Below are 22,723 nucleotides of genomic sequence, written 5' to 3' on the forward strand. Positions count from 1 at the left end.
GAAGGGCCCGCGCACAGGATCGTGCGCCGTACACCGTCGTCCACGCGGATGCTCAGGCCCGGGTGGAACTCGGGGCGCGGCTCCGGACGCCACTCGTCGAGGAGGCTCTGGCCCGGGGTACCCCTGGTGCGGGTGGTGCATGCGTGCGGCGGGGGCTCTGCCGGACGGACGGGGAGCATGGCCGGGCGCCCGGCGTGCGCCGCCTGCTCCGGTCGTGATCCGCTTCGCACCGGCCGCAGGGCAGGCCCCGGCCTTACAGGGCGTAAAGCGACCGAAGAATGGATATGGGTCATACGGCGACACGCGGGGAGTGTCCGACGTGCCCGGATGCCGGGCGCAGCGGCTTCAGGGGAGGGAGCGCGCATGCACGGCCGGCCCTTGTATCTCGAACCGCGGAATCCCGAACAGCGGAATCCCGACCTGTCGGATGTCGAACCATCGGATGTCGAAGCCTCGAATGCCGAACCGTCGGATGTCGAAGCGTCTGGTACCGAGCCGTCGGGTGTCGGAGCGCCGACCGCCGAAGCGTCCGCTGTCGGAGCGCCGGCTGCCGATGCCTCGACCGCCGAAGCTTCGGCCGTCGGCGCGTCGAGCGTCGAACCTCTGTATCTCGCGCCCCGGTTGGCGCCACGCCTCGCGTCGCTCCTGGCCGACGCCGGGACCCTGCACGCGCTCACCGGTGCCCTCGGCTCACCGCTGCACGTGGTCGTGCCCGACCAGATCGCGGAGAACCTGGAGCGGTTCCGGTCGGTGTACCGCGCGCACCATCTGGCCGGGCAGGTGTTCTACGCCCACAAGGCCAACCGGTCCAGCGCGCTGCTGCGCCGCCTCGCCGCCACGGACGCGGGCGTGGACGTCGCGTCGCTGGAGGAGCTGCAGCACGCGCTGGGCGCGGGTTTCGCCCCGGCCCGGATCATGGCCACGGGCCCGAAGAACCCGGAGTTCCTGTGGCTCGCGGCCCGCACGGGCGTCACGGTGGGCGTCGACGGGCCGGAAGAGCTGGACCGGCTGGCCGCGCTGGTGCGCGAGCACGCGCTGGACCGGGTGCGGGTCCTGCTGCGGCTGTCCGGGTTCGAGACCACGGGTGTGCGGGTGCTGAGCCGGCGCAGCCGGTTCGGTACGCCCGTACGGGAGTCGGAGGCGTTGCTCGAGGCGGTCGAGCGGCACGGCGACGCGGTCGAGGCGACCGGTGTGGCCTTCCACCTCGACACCACGAGCGTGGCGGAGAAGGCGACCGCCCTGGAGGGGTGCCTGGCGGTCCTGGAGGCCTGCCGGAGCCGGGGGTTACGGCCCCGGGCCGTGGACGTGGGCGGCGGGTTCGGTGTCAGCTACCTTGCCGAGCGCGAGCAGTGGGACACCTACACGAGCGAGCTCACCGCCGCGGTGCTGGGCCGCCGGCCGCCCCTGACCTGGGGCGGGCACGGCTACGGGCTGCGCGAGGAGTCCGGCACCCTGCGCGGCGCGCTCGGCCTGTACCCCGCCCACCGGTCCGTCGCCGGCGCGGCCTACCTGGACGAGGTGCTGGCCCAGCCGGCCCCCTCCCTGGGCGGCCGGCCCCTGGCCGCACTGCTGCTGGAGCACCTGTACGACCTGTACACGGAGCCGGGGCGGGCCCTGCTGGACCAGTGCGGGGTGACGCTCGCGAAGGTGCTGGAGGTCCGTACGCAGGGCACCGACGGGACCCTGCTCGTACGGCTGGCCGCGAAGGCGGACGACATCGCCCTGGAGGACCACGGCGTGCTGATGGACCCGGTCGTCGTCCCCCGGAGCCCGGGCGCGGAGGCCGACGGGCCCGTCGCCGTGCACCTCTTCGGCAGCCTGTGCCTGGAGACGGACCTGATCACCCGGCGCACGGTGTTCCTGCCGCGCCGCCCGGCCCCCGGCGACCTGCTGGCCTTCGCCAACACCGCCGGCTACGCCATGGACTTCCACGCCACGCGCGCCCAGCAGCAGCCCGCCGCCCGCAAGGTCGCCGCCTGGCAGGACAGCGACGCCTGGCGGTGGTGTCTCGACGACCAGTTCTGGCCGATCACGCCTTCGGGGGGAGTCCAGTGAGGTACGACAGCATCACCGAGGCGATAGGCAACACCCCGCTGGTGCGGATCGACCCGGCCGTGCACGGTCTGCGCCACATCGACCTGTACGCCAAGCTGGAGATGCTCAACCCGTTCGGCTCGGTCAAGGACCGGGCCGCCTGGAACATGGCGCGGCCTCTGCTGGACGAGGCGGTCGAACGGGGCAGTCAGGTCGTGGAGTTGTCCAGCGGCAACACGGCGAAGGCCCTGGCGGTCGTCGCGGGCATGCACGGCCTGGGCTTCAAGAGCGTCACCAACCGGATGCGGGTGCCGGAGATCAAGGACCTGTTGCTGCTGCTCGGTGCGGAGATCGAGGAGCTGCCGGGGCAGAGCGAGTGCCTGGATCCGACGGCGACGGACGATCCGCTGACCCTCTTCCACCGGACCCTGTCGGCGTCCGGCGGCGCCTATCTGCACACCGACCAGTACTTCAACCCGCGCAACACCGAGGCCCATCTGACCGGCACCGGCCCGGAGATCGTGAAGGACCTGGACGGGCGGGTCCCGGACTGGTTCGTCGCCTGTGTCGGCACGGCAGGTTCCTCCACGGGGGTGGCCCGGGCGCTGCGCGAGGAGGACCCGTCGGTGCGGGTGGTCGGCCTGGTCGCGGCCAAGTCGGACTTCATCCCCGGGATCCGCACCATCGACGAGGTGCAGGAGGTCGGCCTGTTCGACCCGGACACCTACGACACGATGGAGTCGGTGAGCGCCGACGAGGCGATCGAGGGGATGCTCACGCTGAACCGCCGCTGCGGCATCCTGGGCGGGCCGACCGGCGGGGCCGCGTACTTCGGCGCCGTCCGTCATCTGCGGGCCCTGGACGAGGAGTCCGAGGAGCGGCGCACGGCGGTGTTCATCGTCTGCGACCGGGTGGAGAGCTATCTGAGCTACGTCCGGCAGCGGCGGCCCGACCTGCTGGGCCGGCCGCCCCGGAAGAACTCGCCGGCCGACCTGTCGGAGGCGGAGGTGGGCCGGGCGCCGTCGGTGACGGTGGCCGAGGCCCGCCGCTGGATCGACACCGACGGGCCGCTCGTGGTCGATCTGCGCAGCCCGTACGCGTACGCGGCGCTGCACATCGACGGGTCGGTCAACATCGTCGACGAGCTGTTCGGCGAACTCGTCCGAGGAGGGCTGCCGTTCAGCCGGAGCCGGCCGGTGCTGCTGGCGTGCCCGGTCGGTGAGCAGTCCGCCCGGTACGCGGCGCTGCTGACCCGGATGGGCCACCCGGACGTGCGCAGCCTGGCCGGCGGCATCATCGCCTGGCGGGACGCGGGCGCGCCCCTGGTGCGGGAGTGACGGCCGTGACCGGGAAGAGCGCAGCAGAGGATCCGGGCCCGTGGCAGCGGGGGCTGCGCGCCCAGTTCCCCATCGTCACCGGGCACCCGGAGCTGGCGTACCTGGACAGCGCGGCCACGGCGCAGAAGCCGCGGGCGGTCCTGGACGCCGTGCAGACCTACCTGACGACGTCGAACGCCAACTCCGCGCGCGGCACGTACACCTGGGCGAACCGGACCACGGAACTGGTGGAGCGCACGCGTGAGCGCGTCGCCCGGTTCCTGGGCGATCCCGAACCCGCGGAGTCGGCCGTGCACTTCACCGGCGGCACGACCGAGGGGCTGCGCACGATCGCCCGCGACTGGCTGCCGGGGTTCCTGCGCGACGGCGACGAGATCGTGGTGCCGGAGGCCGACCACCAGGCCAACATCGCGCCCTGGCTGGAGGCGCGGCAGCAACTGGCCCGGGAGGGTGTGCGGGTGCGGGTGGTGCCGATGCCGTACCAGAGCGGCTCAGGCGACTACGACCACCGGGCTCTGGCGGAGCGGGCCGGGCCGCGCACCCGGTTCGTGGCCACCACCCATGTGCACCACGTCTACGGCGGTGACATGAACGTGCAGCGCATCCGCCGGGCGGTCGGCCCGGACGCGGTGATCTGCCTGGACGCGGCGCAGAGCGTCGGTCATCTGCCGGTGTCGGTGGCCGAGTTGGACGTCGACTTCGTCGTCTTCTCCGGGCACAAGGCGCTGGCCCTGCCCGGCACGGGCGCGGTGTGGGCGCGGCAGGCGCGCGGTCCGGCGTTTGTGCCGGGCGGGTGGAGCGGCACCCCGAACACGGTCGGCATCGCCTCGCTCGAAGCGGCCCTGGACTGGCTGGACGCGGCCGGGGTGGACCGGATCGAGCGGTGGACGGCCGACCTGGCGTCCCGGCTCACCGACGGGCTGCGCCGGCTCGACGCCTACGAGGTCCTCGGCTGCCCGCTCAGTCTGGCCGCCGACTCGCCGGTGCAGCGGCGCCGGGGCATCGTCTCGCTGCGGCACCACGCCATCGACTCGGGTGACCTGGGGTTCATTCTCTTCAGCCACGGCTTCATGGTGCGCTCGGATCACCACTGCCAGGGCGACGCCGGCGAGAAGACCGGTTCGGTGCGGGTGAGTCTGCACGTGTACAACACCGTTGAGGAGATCGACCGGCTGCTGTCCGTTCTCGCCTCACTCTCCTGACGGGGCCTGTTGGGCGTAATGAGAACCGTTTCCACCTGTAGGCTCGGTCCGGCAGGAGTCGGGTGCGAGACGGCAAGGTGGAAACGTCCGGATGGGGTTGAGTCTGGCGACGGCGGAGCGGTGGGTGGAGCGCTGGGAGCTCCAGCAGCAGCGGTACGCCGTCGACCGCGAGGAGCGGTTCACGGTGATCGCAGACGTGGTCGAGCACGTCACGGCGGGGCGCGGGAGCCGGCCGCTCGTGGTCGACCTGGGCTGCGGGCCGGGCTCGCTCGCGGCCCGGCTGGTCCGGCGCCTGCCGCGGGCGGAGATCGTGGCCGTGGACCGGGACCCCCTGCTGCTGGAGCTGGGCCGCACCCACCACCCGGACGCCGCCCGCTACGTCGACGCGGAGATCGGCGCGCCCGGCTGGACCGACGCCCTCGGTCTGGACCGGCCGCTGGACGCGGCCGTCTCCACCACGGCCCTGCACTACCTCGACCGGGCCACCCTGCTGCGCACCTACCGGCAGCTCGCCGGGCTGCTGCGCCCCGGCGGTGTCCTCGTCAACGGCGACCACCTCCCGCAGGACGAGGCGGGCCCGGCCGGGATCGCGGCGCACGTCGGGCGGTGCCGGGCCGGGCGGCAGCGGGTGTTCGCGCACGAGGACTGGGGCTCCTGGTGGGCCGCCGTCGCCGAGGAGCCCGAGCTGACGGACCTCCTCGCCGAGCGGCGGCGCCGAGCGGTGGCCGGTGCCGGCACCGGCCACCCGGCCGAACTCCCCGTCTCGGCCCACCTGGAACTGCTCCGGCGGGCGGGCTTCGCACAGGCCGGACCGGTCTGGCAGTACGGCGACAGCTGCGTGGTCGTGGCGGTCCGCTGACCCGTCCCGGTCACCCCTCCGCAGCCGCCGGCTGGAGGGGGCTGCCCCGCCCCGTCAGCCCTTCCGCACCCGCCGGACGCCAGACGGCACCCGTCCGGCAGGTTCCTCCGCGCCCGCCGGACGGCGGGCGGCACCCCGTCCGGGTCGCCCCTCCCCCACCGGCGACTCACTGACGGCGAACCCATCCGGCAGGATCCTCCGCGCCCGCGGACGTCAGACAGCACCCGCCCGGCTCCCTCCCCGACCGGCGACTCACAGACGCCGAACCCATCCAGCAGGATCCTCCGCGCCCGCGGACCTCAGACAGCACCCGCCCGGCTCCTCCCCCACCGGCGACTCACAGACGCCGAACCCATCCAGCAGGATCCTCCGCGCCCGCGGACCTCAGACAGCACCCGCCCGGGCCCCTTCCCCGGCCGGCGAAGGGCGGACGGCGGACGTGGCCGGGTCACCCCTGCGCGGCCGCCGGATGGCGTGCGGCGGTGGGCCGCCGGATCATGCATGCAGGGGATCGCCCCACGCCGGTGCCGCCCTGCCGGTACGGGCCGCGGCGGACCGGCGGCCACCAGCCCTCCCGAGGAGCCCTGATGACCACCGCCGAGCACGTCACCCACCAGGATCACGCGCACGCCCACGGCGACGACTGCGGCCACGTCGCCTTCGGACACGACGACCACACGGACTACGCCCACGACGGCCACGTGCACCGGATGCACGGCGACCACGTCGACGAGTGCGCCCCCGCCGGCCACACCGTGCACCTGAACCACGACCACCAGCACGGCGACGGCTGCGGCCATCTGGCCGTACGGCACGGCGACCACACCGACTACGTGCACGACGGCCACCGCCACGCCGCCCACGAGGGGCACTGGGACGACCACTGACCCGAGCCGGTCTCAGGACAGGGCGTCCCAGTGGACCGTCCGGTCGCACCAGCGTTCCAGCAGCGTGCGGTCGTGGCCGACGGCCAGCAGGGCGGCGCCGGTCGCGGCACGGTAGTCCTCGACGGCCGCGACCAGTGCGGCGGCCGTGGAGGCGTCGAGCATGGCGGTCATCTCGTCGCACACCAGCACGCGCGGGCGCAGCACCAGGGCGCGGGCCAGGCAGGCCCGTTGCAGCTGGCCGTCGCTGACCTCGTGCGGCCGCCTGGTCAGCAGGTCCGGCGTGAGACCGACGGCGGGGGCCAGCTCGGCGATCCGGCCGGGGATCTCCCGCGCCCGGCCGGTGGCGCGCAGGGGCTCGGCGATCAGGTCGGTGAGCGCCAGCCGGGGGTCGGCGGAGAGCCTGGCCTGCTGGAAGACGACCCCGAAGGCGGTGCGCTGATCGCGCGGGGCGCGGTGGCGCCAGTGCCGTACGGGTGCGCCGTCCAGCAGGAGGGTGCCCGAGTCGGGGCGGTGCAGCAGGGCCGCGACCCGGGCCAGGGTGGACTTGCCGCAGCCGCTCGGGCCGAGCAGCCCGACGGATTCGCCCGGGGCCAGGGTCAGGGAGACGTCCCGGACCACCGGGGCGTTCCTGGCGTATCCGGCGGTGATGGAGCGCAGTTCAAGCACGGACGTCCTCCGGCACGTGCGGGTGGTGGCAGGCGACCGCGCCGGGCGGGGGCGGCTGGCTGGTGCAGGTGGCGGTGGCCCGGGCGCAGCGGGGCGCGAAGGCGCAGCCGTCGGGGAGGTCGCCGAGTTCGGGCGGCATGCCGGGCACGGGGGTGAAGGCGCGGTCGGGCAGGGCCTGGAGAAGGCCGCGGCTGTAGGGGTGGCGGGGGCCTGGGTCGCCGAAGAAGGCGCTGGCGTCGGCGAGTTCGACGATCCGTCCCGCGTACATGACCGCGACCCGGTCGGCGATCCGCTCCGCTGCCGCCAGGTCGTGGGTGATCATCAGCAGGGCCCGTCCCGCGCCGTGCGTCCCGGCCGGTTCGTCGACGTGCCGGCGCAGTTCGTCGACCGTACGGTCGACCAGGTCGCGGTCGAGCCCGGTGGTGGGTTCGTCGGCGAGCAGCAGGGGGGCGTCGCCGACCAGGGCGAGGGCGGTGGCGGCGCGCTGGGCGAGGCCGCCGGAGAGCTCGTGCGGGTACCGGTCGAGGTGGGAGGCGGGGAACGCGGCCCGTTTGGCGGCCGTCCCGACGGCGGCGTCCAGGGCGGCACGGCCCCGGGTCGCGGTCAGCGCGGCGATCGTCTCCCGGAGGTGGGAGCGGACGGTGCGCACGGGCGTCAGGTGGGCGGCCGGGCTCTGCGGTACGAGCCCGATGAGCCGGCCCCGTACGGTGCGGGCGAGGGTCCGCTCGCCGGCCGTGAGCAGGTCCAGGTCGCCCAGGAGGGCCGAGCCGGCGGTCTGCGCGTTGCCGGGCAGCAGTCCCAGCAGGGCCGACGCCAGCACGGACTTGCCGCAGCCGCTCTCCCCGATGAGGGCGAGGCACTCCCCCGGCAGCACGTCGAAGCGGGCCCCGGTGACGGCCGCGACGCGCCGCCCGCCGGGCATGAGGAAGCGCACGGACAGGTCGCGCACGGACAGCACGGGGTCTCGGCGGGGAGCGGGGCCGGTCTGCGTGGCGGCCGGCCCCGGCCCGGTTCCGGTGCTCACAGCATCAGCTCCGATCGGTGACGGGGATGGAGCCGCTCCCGCCAGGCACCCGCCAGGCCCGCGATGGCCAGGGTCGGCACGATGAGGAAGAGGCCCGGGAAGAGGGTCGGCCACCACTGGCCGGCGAGCAGGGAGCCGCGGGCGGTCTGGATGAGCGTGCCGAGGCTCGCCGTGTGCGTGGGCAGGCCGAGGCCGAGGAACGACAGCGCCGACTCGTGCCACATGGCGTGCGGCACCATCAGCACGGCGGCGAGGGCGGCCTGCGGGAGCACGGCCGGCAGCAGATGCCGTACGGCCACCCGCCACCGGGACGCCCCGCCGGAGACGGCCGCGTCGATGTGGGGCCGCGACCGCAGCGACAGCACCTCGGCGCGCACGATCCGGGCCGTGGACAGCCAGTGCGTGAGCGCGACCGAGATCACCACCGGCCACACCCCGGGCCGGAACATCGCGACGATGAAGATGCCGAGCAGCAGGTGCGGGACGGACGAGAACGTGTCGACCACGCGCATCAGGGCCCGGTCGGCCCAGCCGCCCAGCGCACCGGCCGCCGCGCCGACGGCGGTGCCGACGACCGTCGCCGTGACCGCCGCCGCCACGCCGACCAGCAGGGACACGCGCAGCCCGTAGACGCAGCGCAGCAGCAGGTCGCGGCCGACGTCGTCGGTGCCGAAGGGATGCCGGAGCGAGGGCGGCTCGAGCTTGGCGGCGAGGTCGACGGCCTGCTGGTCGAGCTGGACCAGGGGCGGTACGAGCAGCACGGCCAGGGCGGTCGCGGCCACCAGTACGGCGGAGGTGCGCACGCGCAGGGCGCGGGTGGAGCGGCGCCTGGGCCCGTGCGAGCGCCAGGCGCTCTCGGGCGGGGTGCCGGCGGCTGCCGGCGCGTCACATGTCACTGAGCTTCACCCTCGGGTCGAACAGTCCGTAGAGCAGGTCGGCGAGCAGGTTGCCGGCGAGGACGGCGGCGGTGGCCAGGGCCGTCAGGCCGGCCAGCAGCGGGAAGTCGACGGCGGTGGCGGCCTCGACGGTGGCGGCGGCGATGCCCGGCCAGCTGAAGACGCTCTCCACCAGCAGCGCCCCGGTGATGAGTTCGGGCACGCGCGAGCCGATCAGCGTGAGCACCGGCAGCAGTCCGGAGCGCAGGGCGTGCCCGAGCAGTACGGTGCCTTCGCTCAGGCCGCGGGCGCGGGCGCCGCGCACGGGGTCCTCCGCCAGGGCGTCGCCGACGCCCTGGCGGACGTACAGCGTGAACCAGGGCAGCTGGGAGACGGCCAGGACACCGGCGGGCAGTACGAGGTGGCTCGTGACCTGCCCGAAGGTCACCTGTTCGCTGCCGGTGTCGGTCAGGCCGCCGGCCGGCAGGACGTCCCACCGCAGGGCGAACAGCCAGATCGCCAGCAGCGCGATCCAGAAGACCGGGGCGGCCTCCAGGGTGTAGGCGATCGAGGTGACGGCCCGGTCGACGGCGGAGCCGGGGCGGCGGGCGGCGAGCACGCCGAGGACCGTGCCCACCAGGACGGCGGCGGCGAAGGCGACCGCGCAGAGCAGCGCGGACCACACGAGCCGTTCGCCGATCACCTGGGCGACCGGCTGCCGCAGCACGCTGGAGTGGCCGAGGTCGCCGGTGACGGCGGAGGTGAGCCAGTCCCACCAGCGGACGGCGAACGGCCGGTCCACACCGAGGTTCTCGCGCAGCCGGTCCAGGGTCTCCTGGTCGGCGCCGAGCGCGGCGGTGCCGGCGTAGGCCTTGACGGGGTCGAAGGGGGAGGCGGCGGCGATGGCGAACACGCCGAAGGTGACCACGAGCAGGACGGGGACGGCGAACAGCGCCCGCCGCCCCGCCAGCCGTGCCATGGCTCCCCAGGGCACGCGGCTCACTTCTTCGGCTGCCAGTCCTCGAGGTTCCACCAGGGGCCGCTGGCGAAGCCGTGCTCGTGCGGCTCCAGCTGGGTGGTCAGGCCGTCCCAGCGGTCGGCCAGCACGTAGAGGTGGTCGATGTGGGTGAGGAAGGTGTAGCCGGGGTCCTGCACCAGGGCGCGCTGCACCGTGGCGTAGGCGGAGCGGCGCTTGTCGGGGTCCTGGCTGCGGCGGGCCTCGTCGAGGGCGCGGTCGACGGCCGGGTTGTCGTAGCGGGCCATGTTGTTGAAGCCGTCGCCGGCGAGGGAGGAGTGCAGCAGGGTGTAGAGGCCGAAGTCGGGGTCGCCGGTGCTGCCGAAGCCGGCGAGGACGGCGGTGTCCTTCATGCGGGGCTCGATGACCTCCCAGGTGGCGCTCTCCACCCGCACGTCGATGCCGGCCTTCTTGGCGTCGGAGGCGTAGGCGAGGGCGTGGTCCTGGCGGACCTTGTCGCCGGAGGGGTAGAAGAGGCGGAAGGACGCCCGCTGTCCGTCCTTGGCGCGGATGCCGTCCTCGCCGGGCTTCCAGCCGGCCTCGTCGAGGATCTTCTTCGCCCCGGCGAGGTCGTGGGCGCGTTCGACGGCCTTGCTGAACGCCGGGTCGTCGACGGGCAGCGGTCCGTACGCCGGGCGGCCGGCGCCGTCGAGGATCCGGTCGACCATGGCCTTGCGGTCGACGGCGGCGTCCAGGGCCCGGCGGATCGCGCGGTCGCCGGTGACCTTTCCGGCGGTGGGCAGGGTGACGGCCCGGAAGTCGTAGGAGCGGGCCTGGTAGGTGCGCTTGCCGTCGTCGTTCTTGAAGGTGGCGGCGAGGTTGGGCGGCAGGACGGCACCGTCGAGGTCGCCGGAGCGCAGCCGGGTGGCGCGGACGTTGTCGTCGGCGACGATGGCCATGGTGAGGCTCTTGACCTTCGGCGCGCCGCCCCAGTAGCGGGGGTTGGCCTTGAAGGTGAGCTTCTCGCCCTTGCTCCACTTCGTCAGGACGTACGGTCCGGTGCCGACCGGTTTCGTGTTGAAGGAGCCGGTGTTCGGGTCCTGCTCGCCCGCGATGTGCTCGGGGACGATGGGCAGGACCGTGCGGGCGGCGAAGGGGGCGTAGGGGTACTTGAGGGTGAAGACGACCTTGTCGTCGCCGCTCGCCCGGACTTCCTCGACGGCGTCCAGCTCGCTCTTGAAGGTGTTGTTCGTCTTCGGGTCGAGGGCGGTGCGGTAGGTGTAGACGACGTCGTCGGCCGTGAAGGGCTCGCCGTCGCTGAACTCCACGCCCTCGCGCAGGGTGTAGGTGTACGTGCGGCCGCCGTCGGTGATCTCGGGCAACGCGGCCGCCAGGGCGGGCTTCAGCTTCAGGTCGGCGTCGCGGGCGAGGAGCCCGTCGAAGATCTTGGAGTTGCCGTCCCTGCCGTAGCCGAGCAGCGGGCTCAGCGTGTCCGGTTCGGAGGGCACCCCGATGACGACGGACGCGGCGGACGCGCCGTCGCCCGAGCCGCCGCCGGGAGCGGAGCAGGCGGTGACCACCGCGGCCAGCGCCGCCGTGACGGCGGCCCCTCGTATCCGACGGGTCGACATGTGACCTCACACCCTTGTTGCGCTAGTCAGGTTGTTGCCAAGACTTCGCAATTAAACAGCCAAGGGGGGTGGTCGCGCACCACCGCGGTGCGGAAGAGCCAGGTCACGGACGCGCCGGACCGGCGGCGGTGCCCTTGAAGCCGGGCCCGCAGCCGGTCCGTTCCCCTCGCGAGCCAGCCCGGGCCGGTCCGGGGCGGCCCCGGGTCGGCCCCGGGTCAGCCCTGGGTGAGGGTGACGGCCTGCCCCGAGGTGGCGTGGAAGGCGGGCAGCGGCAGGCCGCTGAAGGTGCGCAGTTCCAGCAGCGTGGCCTCGACGTGGGCCGCGCCGGGCACCAGCGCCCCGGGCGTGGCCCGGCCCGTGTTGACCCAGCGGTGCACGGCGCCGTCGCACACGGCCCGGGTGCCGCCGATGCCGTGCCGGGCGGTGAGGACGCCCTGGCTCACCGAGGAGCTGACGAAGACCGGGCCGCTGGAGCCCGCGCAGCGGTAGGTGCCGGACAGGGTGACGGTGCCGTCGGCGGCGATCCGGCCGACCGCGTCGACGGTGACGGACTCGCCGGGGGCGGCGGCGGACGCGGCGGCGGGGGCCGCGCCGGCGCCGGTCAGCGCCAGCAGCGCGGCGACGGCCGTCGCGCCGAGAAGGGGACGTGGACGCATGGGGGAAACCTCCCGAAAGGAGTGGAATGTCCTGACTCCCACAGGTACCGGCCCGCCGGTCCGCCGCCCGTGACCCTCACCCCTTCGGTGGCGAGTTGGCGCCGGGCGTCGCGGGACCGTCCGGGGATTGTCCGGGGCGTGTCACGCTTGCGGCCGCACCGTTCCGACGAGTCCGGGACGGGAGGATGGTCTGTCTGTACGAGCCGTTCGAAGAGTTCGGACGGCCCTACCGACGTGGAGGTGCGCCATGTGTGCCCACGAGCCCCTGTGCCCCGCGACCGGCTCCCCCGCCCCGCACGTCGTCGCCGCCCGGCCCGAGCAGGGCTGGAGCCTGCTGTGCGACGGGGCGATCGTCTTCGACGACACCGGCGAACTGCTGCCCGACGGACGCGTGGTGGAGCCCCGCCGGGTGGGTGTGGAGGCGCTGGCCGTCGCGGCCTGAGCCGCCGGCCGCGTCAGGGCAGGATCGCGAAGCCGTCCAGTTCCACCAGTGCCTCCTCGTCCCACAGGCGGACCACCTGGACGACCGCCATGGCGGGGTAGTCACGGCCGGCCAGTTTCCGCCACCGGGCGCCCAGTTCGCGGGCGTGGGTGCGGTACGCGGCGACGTCCGTGGCGTAGACGGTGACGCGGGCCAGGTCGGCCGGGGTGCCGCCGGCCGCCGCGAGGGCGGCCAGCAGGTTGGCCAGGGCCTTCTCGAACTGCTCGGGCAGGGTCGCCCCGGTCACCTTGCCGTCGGCGTCGAGGGCGGTCTGCCCCGCCAGGAAGACCACGCGGGAGCCACCGGCCACGACGGCGTGGGAGAAGCCGGCCGGCGGGGCCAGCCCGGGCGGGTTGACGCGTTCGATGCTCACCGTGCCTCCTGCCGGGCGTACAACTCCTTGGCGATGATGCCGCGCTGGACTTCGCTGGCGCCCTCGTAGACGCGCGGGGCGCGCACCTCGCGGTAGAGGTGTTCGAGCAGGTGGCCGCGGCACAGCGCGCGGGCCCCGTGCAACTGGACGGCCGTGTCGACGACGTACTGCGCGGTCTCGGTGGCGAGCAGTTTCGCCATGGCGGAGCGGCCGGGTACGTCCGGGGCGCCCTCGTCGTAGGCCGTCGCGGCCGCGTAGACCATCAGCCGGGCCGCCTCCGTGCGCACGGCCATCTCGGCGACCTGGTGGGAGACGGCCTGCAGATCGCGCAGCTTGCCGCCGAAGGCGTCCCGGCGGGCGGTGTGGTCGAGGGTCGCGTCGAGCGCCGCCTGCGCCATGCCGACGGCGAAGGCGCCGACGCTCGGCCTGAACAGGTTGAGCGTGCCCATGGCGACCCGGAAGCCGCGGTCGACCTCGCCCAGCACGTCGCCGGCCGTCACGGGTACGCCGTCGAGGTCGAGCGCGCCGACGGGGTGCGGCGAGAGCATGTCGAGCCCGCGCCCGGTCAGCCCGGGGCGGTCGGCGGGCACCAGGAAGGCCGTGACGCCCCGGGCCCCGGCGCCGGGGGTGGTCCGCGCGAAGACGGTGTAGAAGTCCGCCTCGGGGGCGTTGGAGATCCAGCACTTCTCGCCGGTGAGGCGCCAGCGGGCCGGGCCGTCGGGGTGGGCGGTCAGCTCCAGCGCCGCCGCGTCCGAACCCGCCCCGGGCTCGCTCAGGGCGAAGGCCGCGATCGCGGTGCCGTCGCTCACCCGGGGCAGCCAGCGGGCGCGTTGGGTCTCGGTGCCGTGCGCGTGGACCGGGTGGGCGCCGAGGCCCTGGAGGGCCAGCGCCGTCTCGGCCTCCGTGCAGGCGTGGGCCAGGGATTCGCGCATCAGGCACAGGTCGAGCGCGCCCGAGGTGAACAGGCGCCCGAGCAGGCCCAGTCGGCCCAGTTCGGCGACCAGGGGCCGGTTCACCCGGCCCGGCTCGCCCTTCTCGGCCAGCGGGCGCAGCCGCTGCGCGGACAGGGCGCGCAGCTCGGCGCACCAGGCGAGTCGTGCCGGTTCGAGCGAGAATGCGGTCATCGCCGGTCCCTTCTCCGCCGCCCTGCTTCCGGCCGGGCCACTCCGAGGCTATCGCGGACCGTTGACTGTCGTCACCAACACGATACGCTCCAGGGGCGAGCCCACCACGCCAAGGGGGCGAACCGTATGAATCCACGGGGCACGGCCCACGTCGACACCTTCGCCCGCGACCATCTGCCACCCCCGGACCAATGGCCCGAGCTCCGTTTCGACCTGCCGGAGCTGCGCTACCCCGACCGGCTCAACTGCGCCGCCGAGCTGCTGGCCGGCCCGCCCGGCGACCGCCCCGCGTTCCTCACCGCCACCGGTGCGCCGTGGACGTACGCCGAGCTGCGCGCCCGGGTCGACCGCGTCGCCCACCTGCTCACCGGGGAACTCGGCGTCGTCCCCGGCAACCGGGTGCTGCTGCGCGGACCCACCACCCCCTGGCTCGCCGCCTGCTGGCTGGCGGTGCTCAAGGCCGGGGCCGTCGCGGTCACCGTGCTCGCCCAGCAGCGTCCGCACGAGCTGAGCACCATGTGCGAGATCGCCCGGGTGCGGCACGCGCTGTGCGACATCCGCGCCGTCGACGACCTGGCCAAAGCCGAGATCCCCGGCCTGCGGATCACGGCGTACGGCGGTGACGCGCCGGACGACCTCCTGAACCGCCCCGCGCCCGGCACTCCGTACCAGGCCGTCCCGACGGCGGCCGACGACGTGGCACTGATCGCCTTCACCTCCGGAACCACCGGCCGCCCCAAGGGCTGCATGCACTTCCACCGGGACGTCCTGGCGATCGCCGACACCTTCTCCCGGCACGTGCTGCGGCCCCGCGCCGACGACGTGTTCGCGGGCAGTCCCCCGCTCGGCTTCACCTTCGGCCTCGGCGGACTCGTCGTCTTCCCGCTGCGGGCCGGAGCGAGCGCGCTGCTGCTGGAGCAGGCGGGTCCCCGGCAGCTGCTGCCGGCCATCGCCCGGCACCGGGTGTCCGTGCTGTTCACCGCCCCCACCGCGTACCGCGCGATGCTCGGCGGACTCGACGGCCACGACGTGTCGTCGCTGCGCCGCTGCGTCTCGGCCGGCGAGAACCTGCCCGCCGCCACCTGGCGGGCCTGGCACGAGCGCACCGGCCTGCGCCTCATCAACGGCATCGGCGCCACCGAACTGCTGCACATCTTCATCTCGGCCGCCGACGAGAGCATCCGCCCGGGCACCACGGGCGTCCCCGTGCCGGGCTGGCAGGCGCGTGTGCAGGACGCGGACGGCGAGCCGGTGCCCGACGGGCGGCCCGGGCTGCTCGCGGTGCGCGGACCGGTCGGCTGCCGCTACCTCGCCGACCCGCGCCAGCGCACCTACGTGCGCGACGGCTGGAACGTCACCGGCGACACCTACGTCCGCGAGCCCGACGGCTGGTTCCGCTACGTCGCCCGCGCGGACGACATGATCATCTCGGCCGGGTACAACATCGCGGGCCCCGAGGTCGAGGACGCCCTGCTGCGCCACCCGGACGTGGTCGAGGCGGCGGTCGTCGGGCGGCCCGACGAGGAGCGCGGACAGGTCGTGGTGGCCTTCGCCGTGCTGAAGGAGGGCGCCGACCGGGACGCCGAGACGCTGCGCGCCTTCGTCAGGGCCGAACTGGCGCCGTACAAGTGCCCGCGCGAGATCGTCTTCCTGGACGCGCTGCCGCGCACGGCCACCGGAAAGCTCCAGCGGTTCCGGCTGCGCACCGGCGGCCCGCCCACCGGAGGCAGCCGGGACTGATCCGTACGACCTAAGATGATCAACGTGTCCGACCAGCATGCACCACGGTCTCTCATCGTCACGCTCTACGGCGCGTACGGGCGCTTCGTCCCGGGCCCCGTGCCCGTCGCCGAACTGATCCGGCTGCTGGCCGCGGTCGGCGTGGACGCCCCGTCCGTACGCTCCTCGGTGTCGCGGCTCAAAAGACGCGGACTGCTCGTGCCCGCCCGCACCGCCCAGGGCGCGGCGGGCTACGAACTGTCCCCGGACGCGCGCCAGTTGCTCGACGACGGCGACCGGCGCGTGTACGCCGCCGCGCCGCCCGAGGACGAGGGCTGGGTGCTCGCGGTGTTCTCGGTGCCCGAGTCGGAGCGTCAGAAGCGGCACGTGCTGCGCTCCCGCCTGTCCGGACTCGGCTTCGGCACGGCGGCCCCGGGCGTGTGGATCGCGCCCGCGCGGCTGTACGAGGAGACCCGGCACACCCTCGCCCGGCTGCGGCTCGACACCTACGTCGACTTCTTCCGCGGCGACCACCTCGGCTTCGCCCCGACCGCCGACGCCGTCGCCCGCTGGTGGGACCTGGCCGCCATCGCCAAGGAACACGAGGCGTTCCTCGACCGCCACGAGCAGGTCCTGCGCGCCTGGGAGAAGCGCGAGGACACCCCGCCCGAGGAGGCCTACCGCGACTACCTCCTCGCCCTGGACTCCTGGCGCCACCTCCCCTACACGGACCCGGGCCTGCCCGCGGAGCTCCTCCCGCAGGACTGGCCGGGGGTCCGTTCGTCGGCGGTGTTCCGGGGGCTGCACGAGCGGTTGCGGGAGGCGGGGGCGGGGTTCGTGGGGTTGTGACGGCCCGGGCGGCCCCGCCCCGTGGCTGTCGTTAGCTCCGCCGCGCCCCCGGGTACTCGGCAGCACGCCTCGCACCCCGCACCACACGCTGCACCCGGGAGGCGGCCATGGAACGACAGGAAGGCCCGGCGCGGCCGGCCCTGATCGTGGTCGACATGATCAACACCTACGACCACGAGGACGCCGAGCTGCTCGTGCCGTCCGTCGAGCGGGTCGTGCCCGTCATCGCGGACCTGATCGACCGGGCCCGCAGGGCGGAGGTGCCGGTCATCTACGCCAACGACAACTTCGGGCGGTGGCGCTCCCACCACGGAGAGCTCGTCGACGCCGCGCTCGCCCGGCCGCACGCCCGTCTGATCGAGCCGATCCGGCCCGACGAGGAGTCGCTGTTCGTGGTGAAGGCCCGCCATTCGGTCTTCTTCGAGACACCCCTGGCCTACCTGCTGCGCAGCCTGGGCGTCGGGCACGTGGTGCTGACCGGCCAGGTCACCGAGCAGTGCGTCCTCTACTCCGCTCTCGACGCGCACATCCGCCACCTGGAGGTCACGGTGCCCGAGGACGCCGTCGCCTCCATCCACCCGCACCTGGCCGAGGCCGCCCTGGAGATGATGCAGCGCAACATGGGCGCCCGGATCGTCACGGCCAAGGAACTCGACTTCACCCGCTCCGCCCCGCACACGGCCCCCTAGACGAGGGCCGTCGCCTCACAGGCTCAGCCGCGGCTTCGGTGCGTCCGTGCGGCCCGTCCGGGGGCGGCGGCTGCCCGCGCGGTAGGGAGCCGGCCAGGGGGCGGCCGGGCCCGTGTAGCCCTGCTCGGCCGCAGCGTGCAGGGTCCAGTGCGGGTCGTACAGGTGGGGGCGGGCCAGGGCGCACAGGTCGGTGCGGCCCGCCAGCACGAGGGAGTTGACGTCGTCCCAGGAGGAGATCGCGCCGACCGCGATCACCGGGACGCCGGTGGCGTGCCGGATCCGGTCCGCGAAGGGCGTCTGGTAGGAGCGGCCGAACTCGGGACGCTCGTCCGCCACGACCTGCCCGGTCGAGACGTCGATGGCGTCGGCGCCGTGCGCGGCGAAGGCCCGGGCGATCTCGACGGCGTCCTCGGCGGTCGTCCCGCCCTCGGCCCAGTCGGTCGCGGAGATGCGGACGGTCAGCGGCCGCTCCCCCGGCCACGCGCCGCGCACGGCGTCGAAGACCTCCAGCGGGAAGCGGAGCCGCTTGTCCAGGCTGCCGCCGTAGGCGTCGGTGCGGCGGTTGGTGAGCGGGGAGAGGAAGCCGGAGAGCAGGTAGCCGTGGGCGCAGTGCAGTTCGAGCAGGTCGAAGCCGGCCCGGGCGGCACGGCAGGCGGCCGCCGCGAACTGCTCGCGCAGATCGGTGAGCTGGGCGCGGGACAACTCCCGCGGAATCCGGCCGGACGGCTTGTACGGCAGCGCCGAGGCGGCCACGAGCGGCCAGTTGCCCTCCGGGAGCGGCTCGTCCATGCCCTCCCACATGACTCTCGTGGAGCCCTTGCGGCCGCTGTGGCCGAGCTGCACGCCGATCGCGGTGCCGGGGGACTGCGCGTGCACGAAGTCGGTGATCCGCTTCCAGGCCTCGGCCTGCCGCCCGGTGTAGAGGCCGGCGCAGCCGGGTGTGATCCGGCCCTCCGCGCTGACGCACACCATCTCCGTCATCACCAGCCCGGCCCCGCCGAGGGCCCGCGCGCCCAGGTGGACGAGGTGGAAGTCGCCGGGGACGCCGTCGACCGCCGAGTACATGTCCATGGGGGACACGACGACCCGGTTGCGCAGGGTCAGTCCGCGCAGCCGGAACGGGGTGAACATCGGGGGCGTGCCGGGCGGGCAGCCGAACTCGCGCTCCACCGCCTCCGTGAAGCGGGGGTCGCGCAGCCGGAGGTTGCCGTGGGTGACGCGGCGGCTGCGGGTGAGCAGGTTGAAGGCGAACTGGCGCGGCGGCTGGTCCAGGTGGAGGGCGAGGTTCTCGAACCACTCCAGGCTGGCACGGGCCGCGCGCTGCGTGGAGGCGACGACCGGGCGCCGCTCCGCCTCGTAGGCGGCCAGGGCCGCGGGCAGACCGTCCTGTTCGGACAGGCAGGCAGCGAGCGTCAGGGCGTCCTCGACGGCCAGCTTGGTGCCGGAGCCGATGGAGAAGTGGGCGGTGTGGGCGGCGTCGCCGAGCAGGACGACGTTGCCGTGCGACCAGCGCTCGTTGACGACGGTGCGGAAGGTCGTCCAGGTGGAGTTGTTGGACTTCAGGGGCCGGCCGTGGAGCGTCTCGGCGAAGATCTTGGCGCAGCGCTCGATCGACTCGGCCGTGTCGAGCTCGTCGAAGCCCGCCGCGTGCCAGACCTCCTCGCGCATCTCGACGATGACGGTGGAGGCGTCCGGCGCGTAGGGGTAGCCGTGGAGCTGCATCACGCCGTGCTCGGTCTCGGCGATGTCGAAGCGGAAGGAGTCCAGCGGGAAGTCGACGGCGAGCCAGATGTAGCGGCAGCGGTGGGCCGTGACCCGGGGGCGGAAGACGTCCGCGTAGGTCGCGCGGGTGGTGCTGTGGACACCGTCCGCGGCGATGACCAGGTCGTGGGTCCGGGGCAGGTCGTCGGGGGCCTCGGTGCGGAAGCGGAGGCGGACGCCGAGGTCGCGGCAGCGGGTGTGGAGGATCTCCAGCAGGCGCCGGCGGCCGAGGGCGGCGAATCCGTGGCCGCCGGAGGTGTGGCGTACGCCGCGGTGGACGATGTCGATGTCGTCCCAGCGCACGAAGTCCCGCTGGAGGGCCGCGTAGACCGCGGGGTCGGCGTGTTCGATGCCGCCGAGGGTCTCGTCGGAGAGGACCACGCCGAAGCCGAAGGTGTCGTCGGGGGCGTTGCGTTCCCAGACGGTGATGTCGCGGGTGGGGTCGAGGCGTTTGAGGAGGGCGGCGGCGTAGAGGCCGCCGGGGCCGCCGCCGACGACCGCGACGCGCAGGGGGTCGTCCGCCCCGGTGGGCGCGTGCGGGTGGGGGGTGGTCGTCCGCGCAGTTCCCCGCGCCCCTGAGGGTGTCGCTGTCACCGTCCGCTCCATTGGGGAGGGCGCTTCTCCGTGAACGCGGCGTGGAACTCGGCGTAGTCCTCGCCGTTCATCAGCAGCGCCTGGGTGGCGGCGTCCAGCTCGACCGAGGCCGCAAGGGGCATGTCCAGTTCGGCCGTGAGCAGGGCCTTCGTCTGGGCGTAGGCCAGGGCGGGGCCCTCCGCCAGGCGGCGGGCCAGGTGCCGGGACGTCTCGCCGGCCCGGCCCTCCTCGGTCAGTTCGCTGATCAGGCCGATGCGCTCCGCCTCGGGGGCGCGCACCGGGTCGCCCAGCATCAGCAGGCGGGTGGCATGGCCGAGGCCGACGACCCTGGGCAGCAGGTAGGCCGCGCCCATGTCGCCGCCGGAGAGGCCGACGCGGGTGAAGAGGAACGCGAAGCGGGTGCTGGGGTCGGCGACGCGGAAGTCGGCGGCCAGGGCCAGGACGGCCCCGGCGCCCGCCGCGACGCCGTGCAGCGCGGCGATCACCGGGAACGGGCACTCGCGGATCGCGCGGACCACCTGGCCGGTCATCCGGTTGAAGTCGAGGAGCCGGGCGGTGTCCATGGAGAGCGTGGCGCCGATGATCTCGTCGACGTCGCCGCCGGAGCAGAAGCCGCGCCCCTCGCCGGCCAGCACCAGGGCCCGTACGGACCGCTCCCGGGACAGCTCGGCGAGCAGGTCGCGCAGGTCGGCGTAGGCGCCGAAGGTGAGCGCGTTGAGCTTGTCGGGGCGGGCCAGGGTGACGGTGGCGACGCCGTCGTCGAGGTCGACGCGCAGGTGCTCCCAGCCGGGGGTGCGGGCGGCGGAGCCGGTGAAGGGACTCATACGGGCGGCCTCCTCGGGCGGGCACTGCCTCACTGAGCTCTACCCCCCGAAGCTATCACTCATCCGTGACTGTCGTCATGAGTGCGCGATAGACCGTCCGGGTAGGAATCCGGTGAGCCCGGGTGCGTGCTCCGGGCCGGTCACGTCCGTCACAGGTCGTCCACACCGGCGTAACGGTCGGAGCAGCCGTGCGCGGCACCGCGTTCACCTGGGTAAGCCGTCGGCAACGGAGGCGATGGCGCCCCCGCCGGTGCCCCTCGGACGTGTCCGGAACGTGGCGCCGTACCATTCATAAGGTTGAAAGCAGGATGTCCTGCTCCATGAACGGACCCGCCTTGTACGAACTCCCCTCAGCCCCCGCCTCCTGGCGCGTCGCGCTGCCGCACACCGCGGCGGCGGTTCCCGTGGCGCGCGCGCTGGTCCGCACGGCGCTGGCCGAGCTGGAGCACGGGGCGGACTGCGACACCGCCGAGCTGCTCACGGCGGAGCTGGTGGCCAACGCCGTGGAGCACACCTCGGGCGAGACGCCGATAGAGCTGGTCGTGGAGCTGATGCCGTCGGGCTGCCGGGTCGAGGTGCACGACACCGACCCGGCCCCGCCCGGTGACCTCACCTGTCCGGCCGGCGGGCCGCCCGACCCCTGGCAGGAGCACGGGCGCGGTCTGCTGCTGATCCGCGCCCTCAGCTCCTCCTGCGGGCACCGGCCGACGGAGTCCGGCAAGGCCGTGTGGTTCAGACTGCCTGCGGTTCCCGCTCAGCGGCGTCCGCCGGCGTGAGGCGGGCGAGCCGCGAGTTCCGGCGCCCGTAGAGCAGGTACAGGGCAGCGCCGACCGCGAGGAACACGGCGAACTGGAGCCAGGTCGCGCCGCCCGTCTCGTACATCAGGTACAGGCAGAAGCCGACGCCGAGCAGCGGGGTGACCGGGTACAGCGGCACGCGGAAGGTGCGGGCGAGGCCCGGCTCGCGGCGGCGCAGGGCGATGACCGCGATGTTGACGACGGCCATGATGGCGAGCGTGCCGATGGTGCACAGGTTGACCACGGCGTCCAGCGGCGCGAAGGCGGCGGGCAGCGCGAAGACCAGCGCGACGATCAGGGTGCCGGCGACCGGCGTGGAGGTCCGCGGCGAGACCTTCTCGAAGACCCGCGGGATGAGCCCGTCGCGGGACATGGACATGAGGATCCGGGTCTGGCCGTACATCACGGCGAGCACCACCGAGGCGATGGCGACGACCGCGCCGAAGGCGATCACACCGCCCCCGACGGTGGAGCCGGTGACCTGGTTGACGACGTACGAGAGCGCGGCGGGGCGGCCGCCGACCGCGTCGCCGCCGATGGCGCCGATGGCCGCGAGGGCGACCGCGCAGTAGAGCACGGTGACCAGGCCGATGCAGACCAGGATCGCGACGGGGATGTCCCGGCGGGGGTTCTTGGCCTCCTCGCCGGCCGTGGTGATCGCGTCGAAGCCGATGTACGAGAAGAAGGCGGCGGTGGTGCCCGCGCCGATGCCGGCGAGGCCTTCGGGGGAGAACGGGGTGAGGTTGCCGTCCTCGAAGGCGGTGAAGCCGATCGCGACGAAGGCCACCAGCACGGCGAGCTTGAGGACGGCCATCGCGGCCGTGGCCCGGGCGCTCTCCCGCACCCCGCGGACCAGCAGCACGGCGGCCATGGCGATGACGATCACGGCCGGGAGGTTGACCACGCCGCCGTCGGCGGGTCCGCCCGACAGGGCCGCGGGGAGCCGCAGTCCGACCAGGCTGTCGAGGAGCTCGTTGACGTACTGGCTCCAGCCGACCGCCACCGCGGACACCGACACGCCGTACTCCAGCAGCAGGCACCAGCCGACGAGGAAGGCCGTGCCCTCGCCGAGTCCGGCGTAGGCGAAGGAGTACGAGGAGCCGGAGACCGGGATCGCGCCGCCCAGCTCGGCGAAGGCGAACGCGGTGAACACGCAGGTGATCGCGGCCAGGACGAAGGAGACGACGACGGCCGGGCCGGCCTGGGCGACCGAGTCGGACAGGCCGACGAAGATGCCGGTGCCGACGATCGCGCCGACGCCGAAGCAGACGAGCTGGAAGAGGCCCATCGTGCGCTTGAGGCCGTGGCCTTCGCGGTCGGCGCCGGATTCGGCCACCAGCAGATGGGGCGACTTGTAGCGGGGCATGCGGGTGGTGCTCGTTTCTG

General features: G+C 74.0%; 21 protein-coding genes. 10 read left to right on the top strand and 11 right to left on the bottom strand.

What is annotated here, in order from left to right:
• Positions 1-621 precede the first annotated feature (621 nt).
• The 5 genes from ACPXCS_RS08825 to ACPXCS_RS08845 all read left to right on the top strand — a co-directional run bounded on the left by ACPXCS_RS08825 (position 622) and on the right by ACPXCS_RS08845 (position 6,319).
• Entirely contained in the window at positions 622-2,055 is a 1,434-nt protein-coding gene (locus tag ACPXCS_RS08825; RefSeq protein WP_425944804.1) for a Y4yA family PLP-dependent enzyme, read from the top strand.
• The gene (locus ACPXCS_RS08830; protein ID WP_425944805.1) at positions 2,052-3,371 is read left to right on the top strand and encodes a pyridoxal-phosphate dependent enzyme; all 1,320 of its coding nucleotides are present in this window, start codon (positions 2,052-2,054) and stop codon (positions 3,369-3,371) included. The genes ACPXCS_RS08825 and ACPXCS_RS08830 overlap by 4 nt, the downstream gene beginning before the upstream one ends.
• A 5-nt stretch (positions 3,372-3,376) precedes the next feature.
• A complete protein-coding gene (locus ACPXCS_RS08835) occupies positions 3,377-4,573 on the top strand; it encodes an aminotransferase class V-fold PLP-dependent enzyme (protein ID WP_425944806.1) in 1,197 nt (398 codons plus the stop codon).
• A 91-nt stretch (positions 4,574-4,664) separates the two neighbouring features.
• On the top strand, positions 4,665-5,432 hold the full coding sequence (locus tag ACPXCS_RS08840; RefSeq protein WP_425944807.1) for a class I SAM-dependent methyltransferase: 768 nt from the start codon (positions 4,665-4,667) through the stop codon (positions 5,430-5,432).
• A 587-nt stretch (positions 5,433-6,019) separates the two neighbouring features.
• Complete coding sequence (locus tag ACPXCS_RS08845) at positions 6,020-6,319, top strand: hypothetical protein (RefSeq protein ID WP_425944808.1); 300 nt, start codon at positions 6,020-6,022, stop codon at positions 6,317-6,319.
• 12 nt (positions 6,320-6,331) lie between these two features.
• On the opposite strand, the gene ACPXCS_RS08850 is transcribed toward ACPXCS_RS08845, so the two are convergent.
• The 6 genes from ACPXCS_RS08850 to ACPXCS_RS08875 all read right to left on the bottom strand — a co-directional run bounded on the left by ACPXCS_RS08850 (position 6,332) and on the right by ACPXCS_RS08875 (position 12,126).
• Positions 6,332-6,985, bottom strand: a complete 654-nt coding sequence (locus ACPXCS_RS08850) for an ABC transporter ATP-binding protein (RefSeq protein ID WP_425944809.1) — start codon at positions 6,983-6,985, stop codon at positions 6,332-6,334.
• Positions 6,978-7,907: an ABC transporter ATP-binding protein gene (locus ACPXCS_RS08855; RefSeq protein WP_425944971.1), complete on the bottom strand. Its 930-nt coding sequence runs from the start codon at positions 7,905-7,907 to the stop codon at positions 6,978-6,980. Before ACPXCS_RS08855 ends, ACPXCS_RS08850 begins: the two co-directional genes overlap by 8 nt.
• 98 nt (positions 7,908-8,005) lie before the next feature.
• On the bottom strand, positions 8,006-8,905 hold the full coding sequence (locus ACPXCS_RS08860; RefSeq protein WP_425944810.1) for an ABC transporter permease: 900 nt from the start codon (positions 8,903-8,905) through the stop codon (positions 8,006-8,008).
• Positions 8,895-9,863, bottom strand: a complete 969-nt coding sequence (locus ACPXCS_RS08865; protein ID WP_425944972.1) for an ABC transporter permease — start codon at positions 9,861-9,863, stop codon at positions 8,895-8,897. Before ACPXCS_RS08865 ends, ACPXCS_RS08860 begins: the two co-directional genes overlap by 11 nt.
• A 20-nt stretch (positions 9,864-9,883) precedes the next feature.
• Positions 9,884-11,470, bottom strand: coding sequence for an ABC transporter substrate-binding protein (locus ACPXCS_RS08870; protein WP_425944811.1), 1,587 nt, complete (start codon positions 11,468-11,470; stop codon positions 9,884-9,886).
• A 215-nt stretch (positions 11,471-11,685) separates the two neighbouring features.
• Positions 11,686-12,126, bottom strand: a complete 441-nt coding sequence (locus ACPXCS_RS08875; protein WP_425944812.1) for a DUF6299 family protein — start codon at positions 12,124-12,126, stop codon at positions 11,686-11,688.
• Between the two features lie 247 nt (positions 12,127-12,373).
• Here ACPXCS_RS08875 and ACPXCS_RS08880 point away from each other — a divergent pair, with 247 nt between their 5' ends.
• On the top strand, positions 12,374-12,568 hold the full coding sequence (locus ACPXCS_RS08880; protein ID WP_425944813.1) for a DUF5999 family protein: 195 nt from the start codon (positions 12,374-12,376) through the stop codon (positions 12,566-12,568).
• Between the two features lie 13 nt (positions 12,569-12,581).
• On the opposite strand, the gene ACPXCS_RS08885 is transcribed toward ACPXCS_RS08880, so the two are convergent.
• Positions 12,582-12,980, bottom strand: a complete 399-nt coding sequence (locus ACPXCS_RS08885) for a RidA family protein (protein WP_425944814.1) — start codon at positions 12,978-12,980, stop codon at positions 12,582-12,584.
• Positions 12,977-14,104: an acyl-CoA dehydrogenase family protein gene (locus tag ACPXCS_RS08890; protein ID WP_425944815.1), complete on the bottom strand. Its 1,128-nt coding sequence runs from the start codon at positions 14,102-14,104 to the stop codon at positions 12,977-12,979. Before ACPXCS_RS08890 ends, ACPXCS_RS08885 begins: the two co-directional genes overlap by 4 nt.
• Positions 14,105-14,230: 126 nt before the next feature.
• Between ACPXCS_RS08890 and ACPXCS_RS08895 the strand changes: the two genes are divergently transcribed.
• The 3 genes from ACPXCS_RS08895 (at position 14,231) to ACPXCS_RS08905 (ending at position 17,361) form a co-directional block, all read left to right on the top strand.
• Positions 14,231-15,844: an AMP-binding protein gene (locus ACPXCS_RS08895; RefSeq protein WP_425944816.1), complete on the top strand. Its 1,614-nt coding sequence runs from the start codon at positions 14,231-14,233 to the stop codon at positions 15,842-15,844.
• 15 nt (positions 15,845-15,859) lie between these two features.
• Positions 15,860-16,672, top strand: coding sequence for a PaaX family transcriptional regulator C-terminal domain-containing protein (locus tag ACPXCS_RS08900; RefSeq protein ID WP_425944817.1), 813 nt, complete (start codon positions 15,860-15,862; stop codon positions 16,670-16,672).
• Positions 16,673-16,779: 107 nt separating this feature from the next.
• The gene (locus ACPXCS_RS08905; RefSeq protein ID WP_425944818.1) at positions 16,780-17,361 is read left to right on the top strand and encodes a cysteine hydrolase family protein; all 582 of its coding nucleotides are present in this window, start codon (positions 16,780-16,782) and stop codon (positions 17,359-17,361) included.
• A gap of 15 nt (positions 17,362-17,376) precedes the next feature.
• On the opposite strand, the gene ACPXCS_RS08910 is transcribed toward ACPXCS_RS08905, so the two are convergent.
• Together ACPXCS_RS08910 and ACPXCS_RS08915 are read right to left on the bottom strand one after the other, a co-directional pair.
• On the bottom strand, positions 17,377-19,728 hold the full coding sequence (locus ACPXCS_RS08910; protein WP_425944819.1) for a bifunctional salicylyl-CoA 5-hydroxylase/oxidoreductase: 2,352 nt from the start codon (positions 19,726-19,728) through the stop codon (positions 17,377-17,379).
• A complete protein-coding gene (locus ACPXCS_RS08915) occupies positions 19,713-20,540 on the bottom strand; it encodes an enoyl-CoA hydratase family protein (protein WP_425944820.1) in 828 nt (275 codons plus the stop codon). The genes ACPXCS_RS08910 and ACPXCS_RS08915 overlap by 16 nt, the downstream gene beginning before the upstream one ends.
• 308 nt (positions 20,541-20,848) lie before the next feature.
• Here ACPXCS_RS08915 and ACPXCS_RS08920 point away from each other — a divergent pair, with 308 nt between their 5' ends.
• Positions 20,849-21,316, top strand: a complete 468-nt coding sequence (locus ACPXCS_RS08920) for an ATP-binding protein (protein ID WP_425944821.1) — start codon at positions 20,849-20,851, stop codon at positions 21,314-21,316.
• On the opposite strand, the gene ACPXCS_RS08925 is transcribed toward ACPXCS_RS08920, so the two are convergent.
• Positions 21,273-22,703, bottom strand: a complete 1,431-nt coding sequence (locus ACPXCS_RS08925) for an amino acid permease (protein ID WP_425944822.1) — start codon at positions 22,701-22,703, stop codon at positions 21,273-21,275. The two genes, ACPXCS_RS08920 and ACPXCS_RS08925, sit on opposite strands and share 44 nt — an antisense overlap.
• Positions 22,704-22,723 lie beyond the last annotated feature (20 nt).

It is taken from the genome of Streptomyces sp. DT190, from assembly GCF_049846985.1.
In the GTDB taxonomy this organism is placed as follows: Bacteria; Actinomycetota; Actinomycetes; order Streptomycetales; family Streptomycetaceae; genus Streptomyces.

Coding starts and splice junctions, on each gene's coding strand:
- ACPXCS_RS08890 (WP_425944815.1), bottom strand. CDS start 14,104: ATGACCGCATTCTCGCTCGAACCGGCACGACTCGCCTGGTGCGCCGAG.
- ACPXCS_RS08840 (WP_425944807.1), top strand. CDS start 4,665: ATGGGGTTGAGTCTGGCGACGGCGGAGCGGTGGGTGGAGCGCTGGGAG.
- ACPXCS_RS08895 (WP_425944816.1), top strand. CDS start 14,231: ATGAATCCACGGGGCACGGCCCACGTCGACACCTTCGCCCGCGACCAT.
- ACPXCS_RS08875 (WP_425944812.1), bottom strand. CDS start 12,126: ATGCGTCCACGTCCCCTTCTCGGCGCGACGGCCGTCGCCGCGCTGCTG.
- ACPXCS_RS08905 (WP_425944818.1), top strand. CDS start 16,780: ATGGAACGACAGGAAGGCCCGGCGCGGCCGGCCCTGATCGTGGTCGAC.
- ACPXCS_RS08880 (WP_425944813.1), top strand. CDS start 12,374: ATGTGTGCCCACGAGCCCCTGTGCCCCGCGACCGGCTCCCCCGCCCCG.
- ACPXCS_RS08920 (WP_425944821.1), top strand. CDS start 20,849: ATGTCCTGCTCCATGAACGGACCCGCCTTGTACGAACTCCCCTCAGCC.
- ACPXCS_RS08870 (WP_425944811.1), bottom strand. CDS start 11,470: ATGTCGACCCGTCGGATACGAGGGGCCGCCGTCACGGCGGCGCTGGCC.
- ACPXCS_RS08925 (WP_425944822.1), bottom strand. CDS start 22,703: ATGCCCCGCTACAAGTCGCCCCATCTGCTGGTGGCCGAATCCGGCGCC.
- ACPXCS_RS08915 (WP_425944820.1), bottom strand. CDS start 20,540: ATGAGTCCCTTCACCGGCTCCGCCGCCCGCACCCCCGGCTGGGAGCAC.
- ACPXCS_RS08910 (WP_425944819.1), bottom strand. CDS start 19,728: ATGGAGCGGACGGTGACAGCGACACCCTCAGGGGCGCGGGGAACTGCG.
- ACPXCS_RS08845 (WP_425944808.1), top strand. CDS start 6,020: ATGACCACCGCCGAGCACGTCACCCACCAGGATCACGCGCACGCCCAC.
- ACPXCS_RS08900 (WP_425944817.1), top strand. CDS start 15,860: ATGATCAACGTGTCCGACCAGCATGCACCACGGTCTCTCATCGTCACG.
- ACPXCS_RS08855 (WP_425944971.1), bottom strand. CDS start 7,907: ATGCCCGGCGGGCGGCGCGTCGCGGCCGTCACCGGGGCCCGCTTCGAC.
- ACPXCS_RS08865 (WP_425944972.1), bottom strand. CDS start 9,863: ATGGCACGGCTGGCGGGGCGGCGGGCGCTGTTCGCCGTCCCCGTCCTG.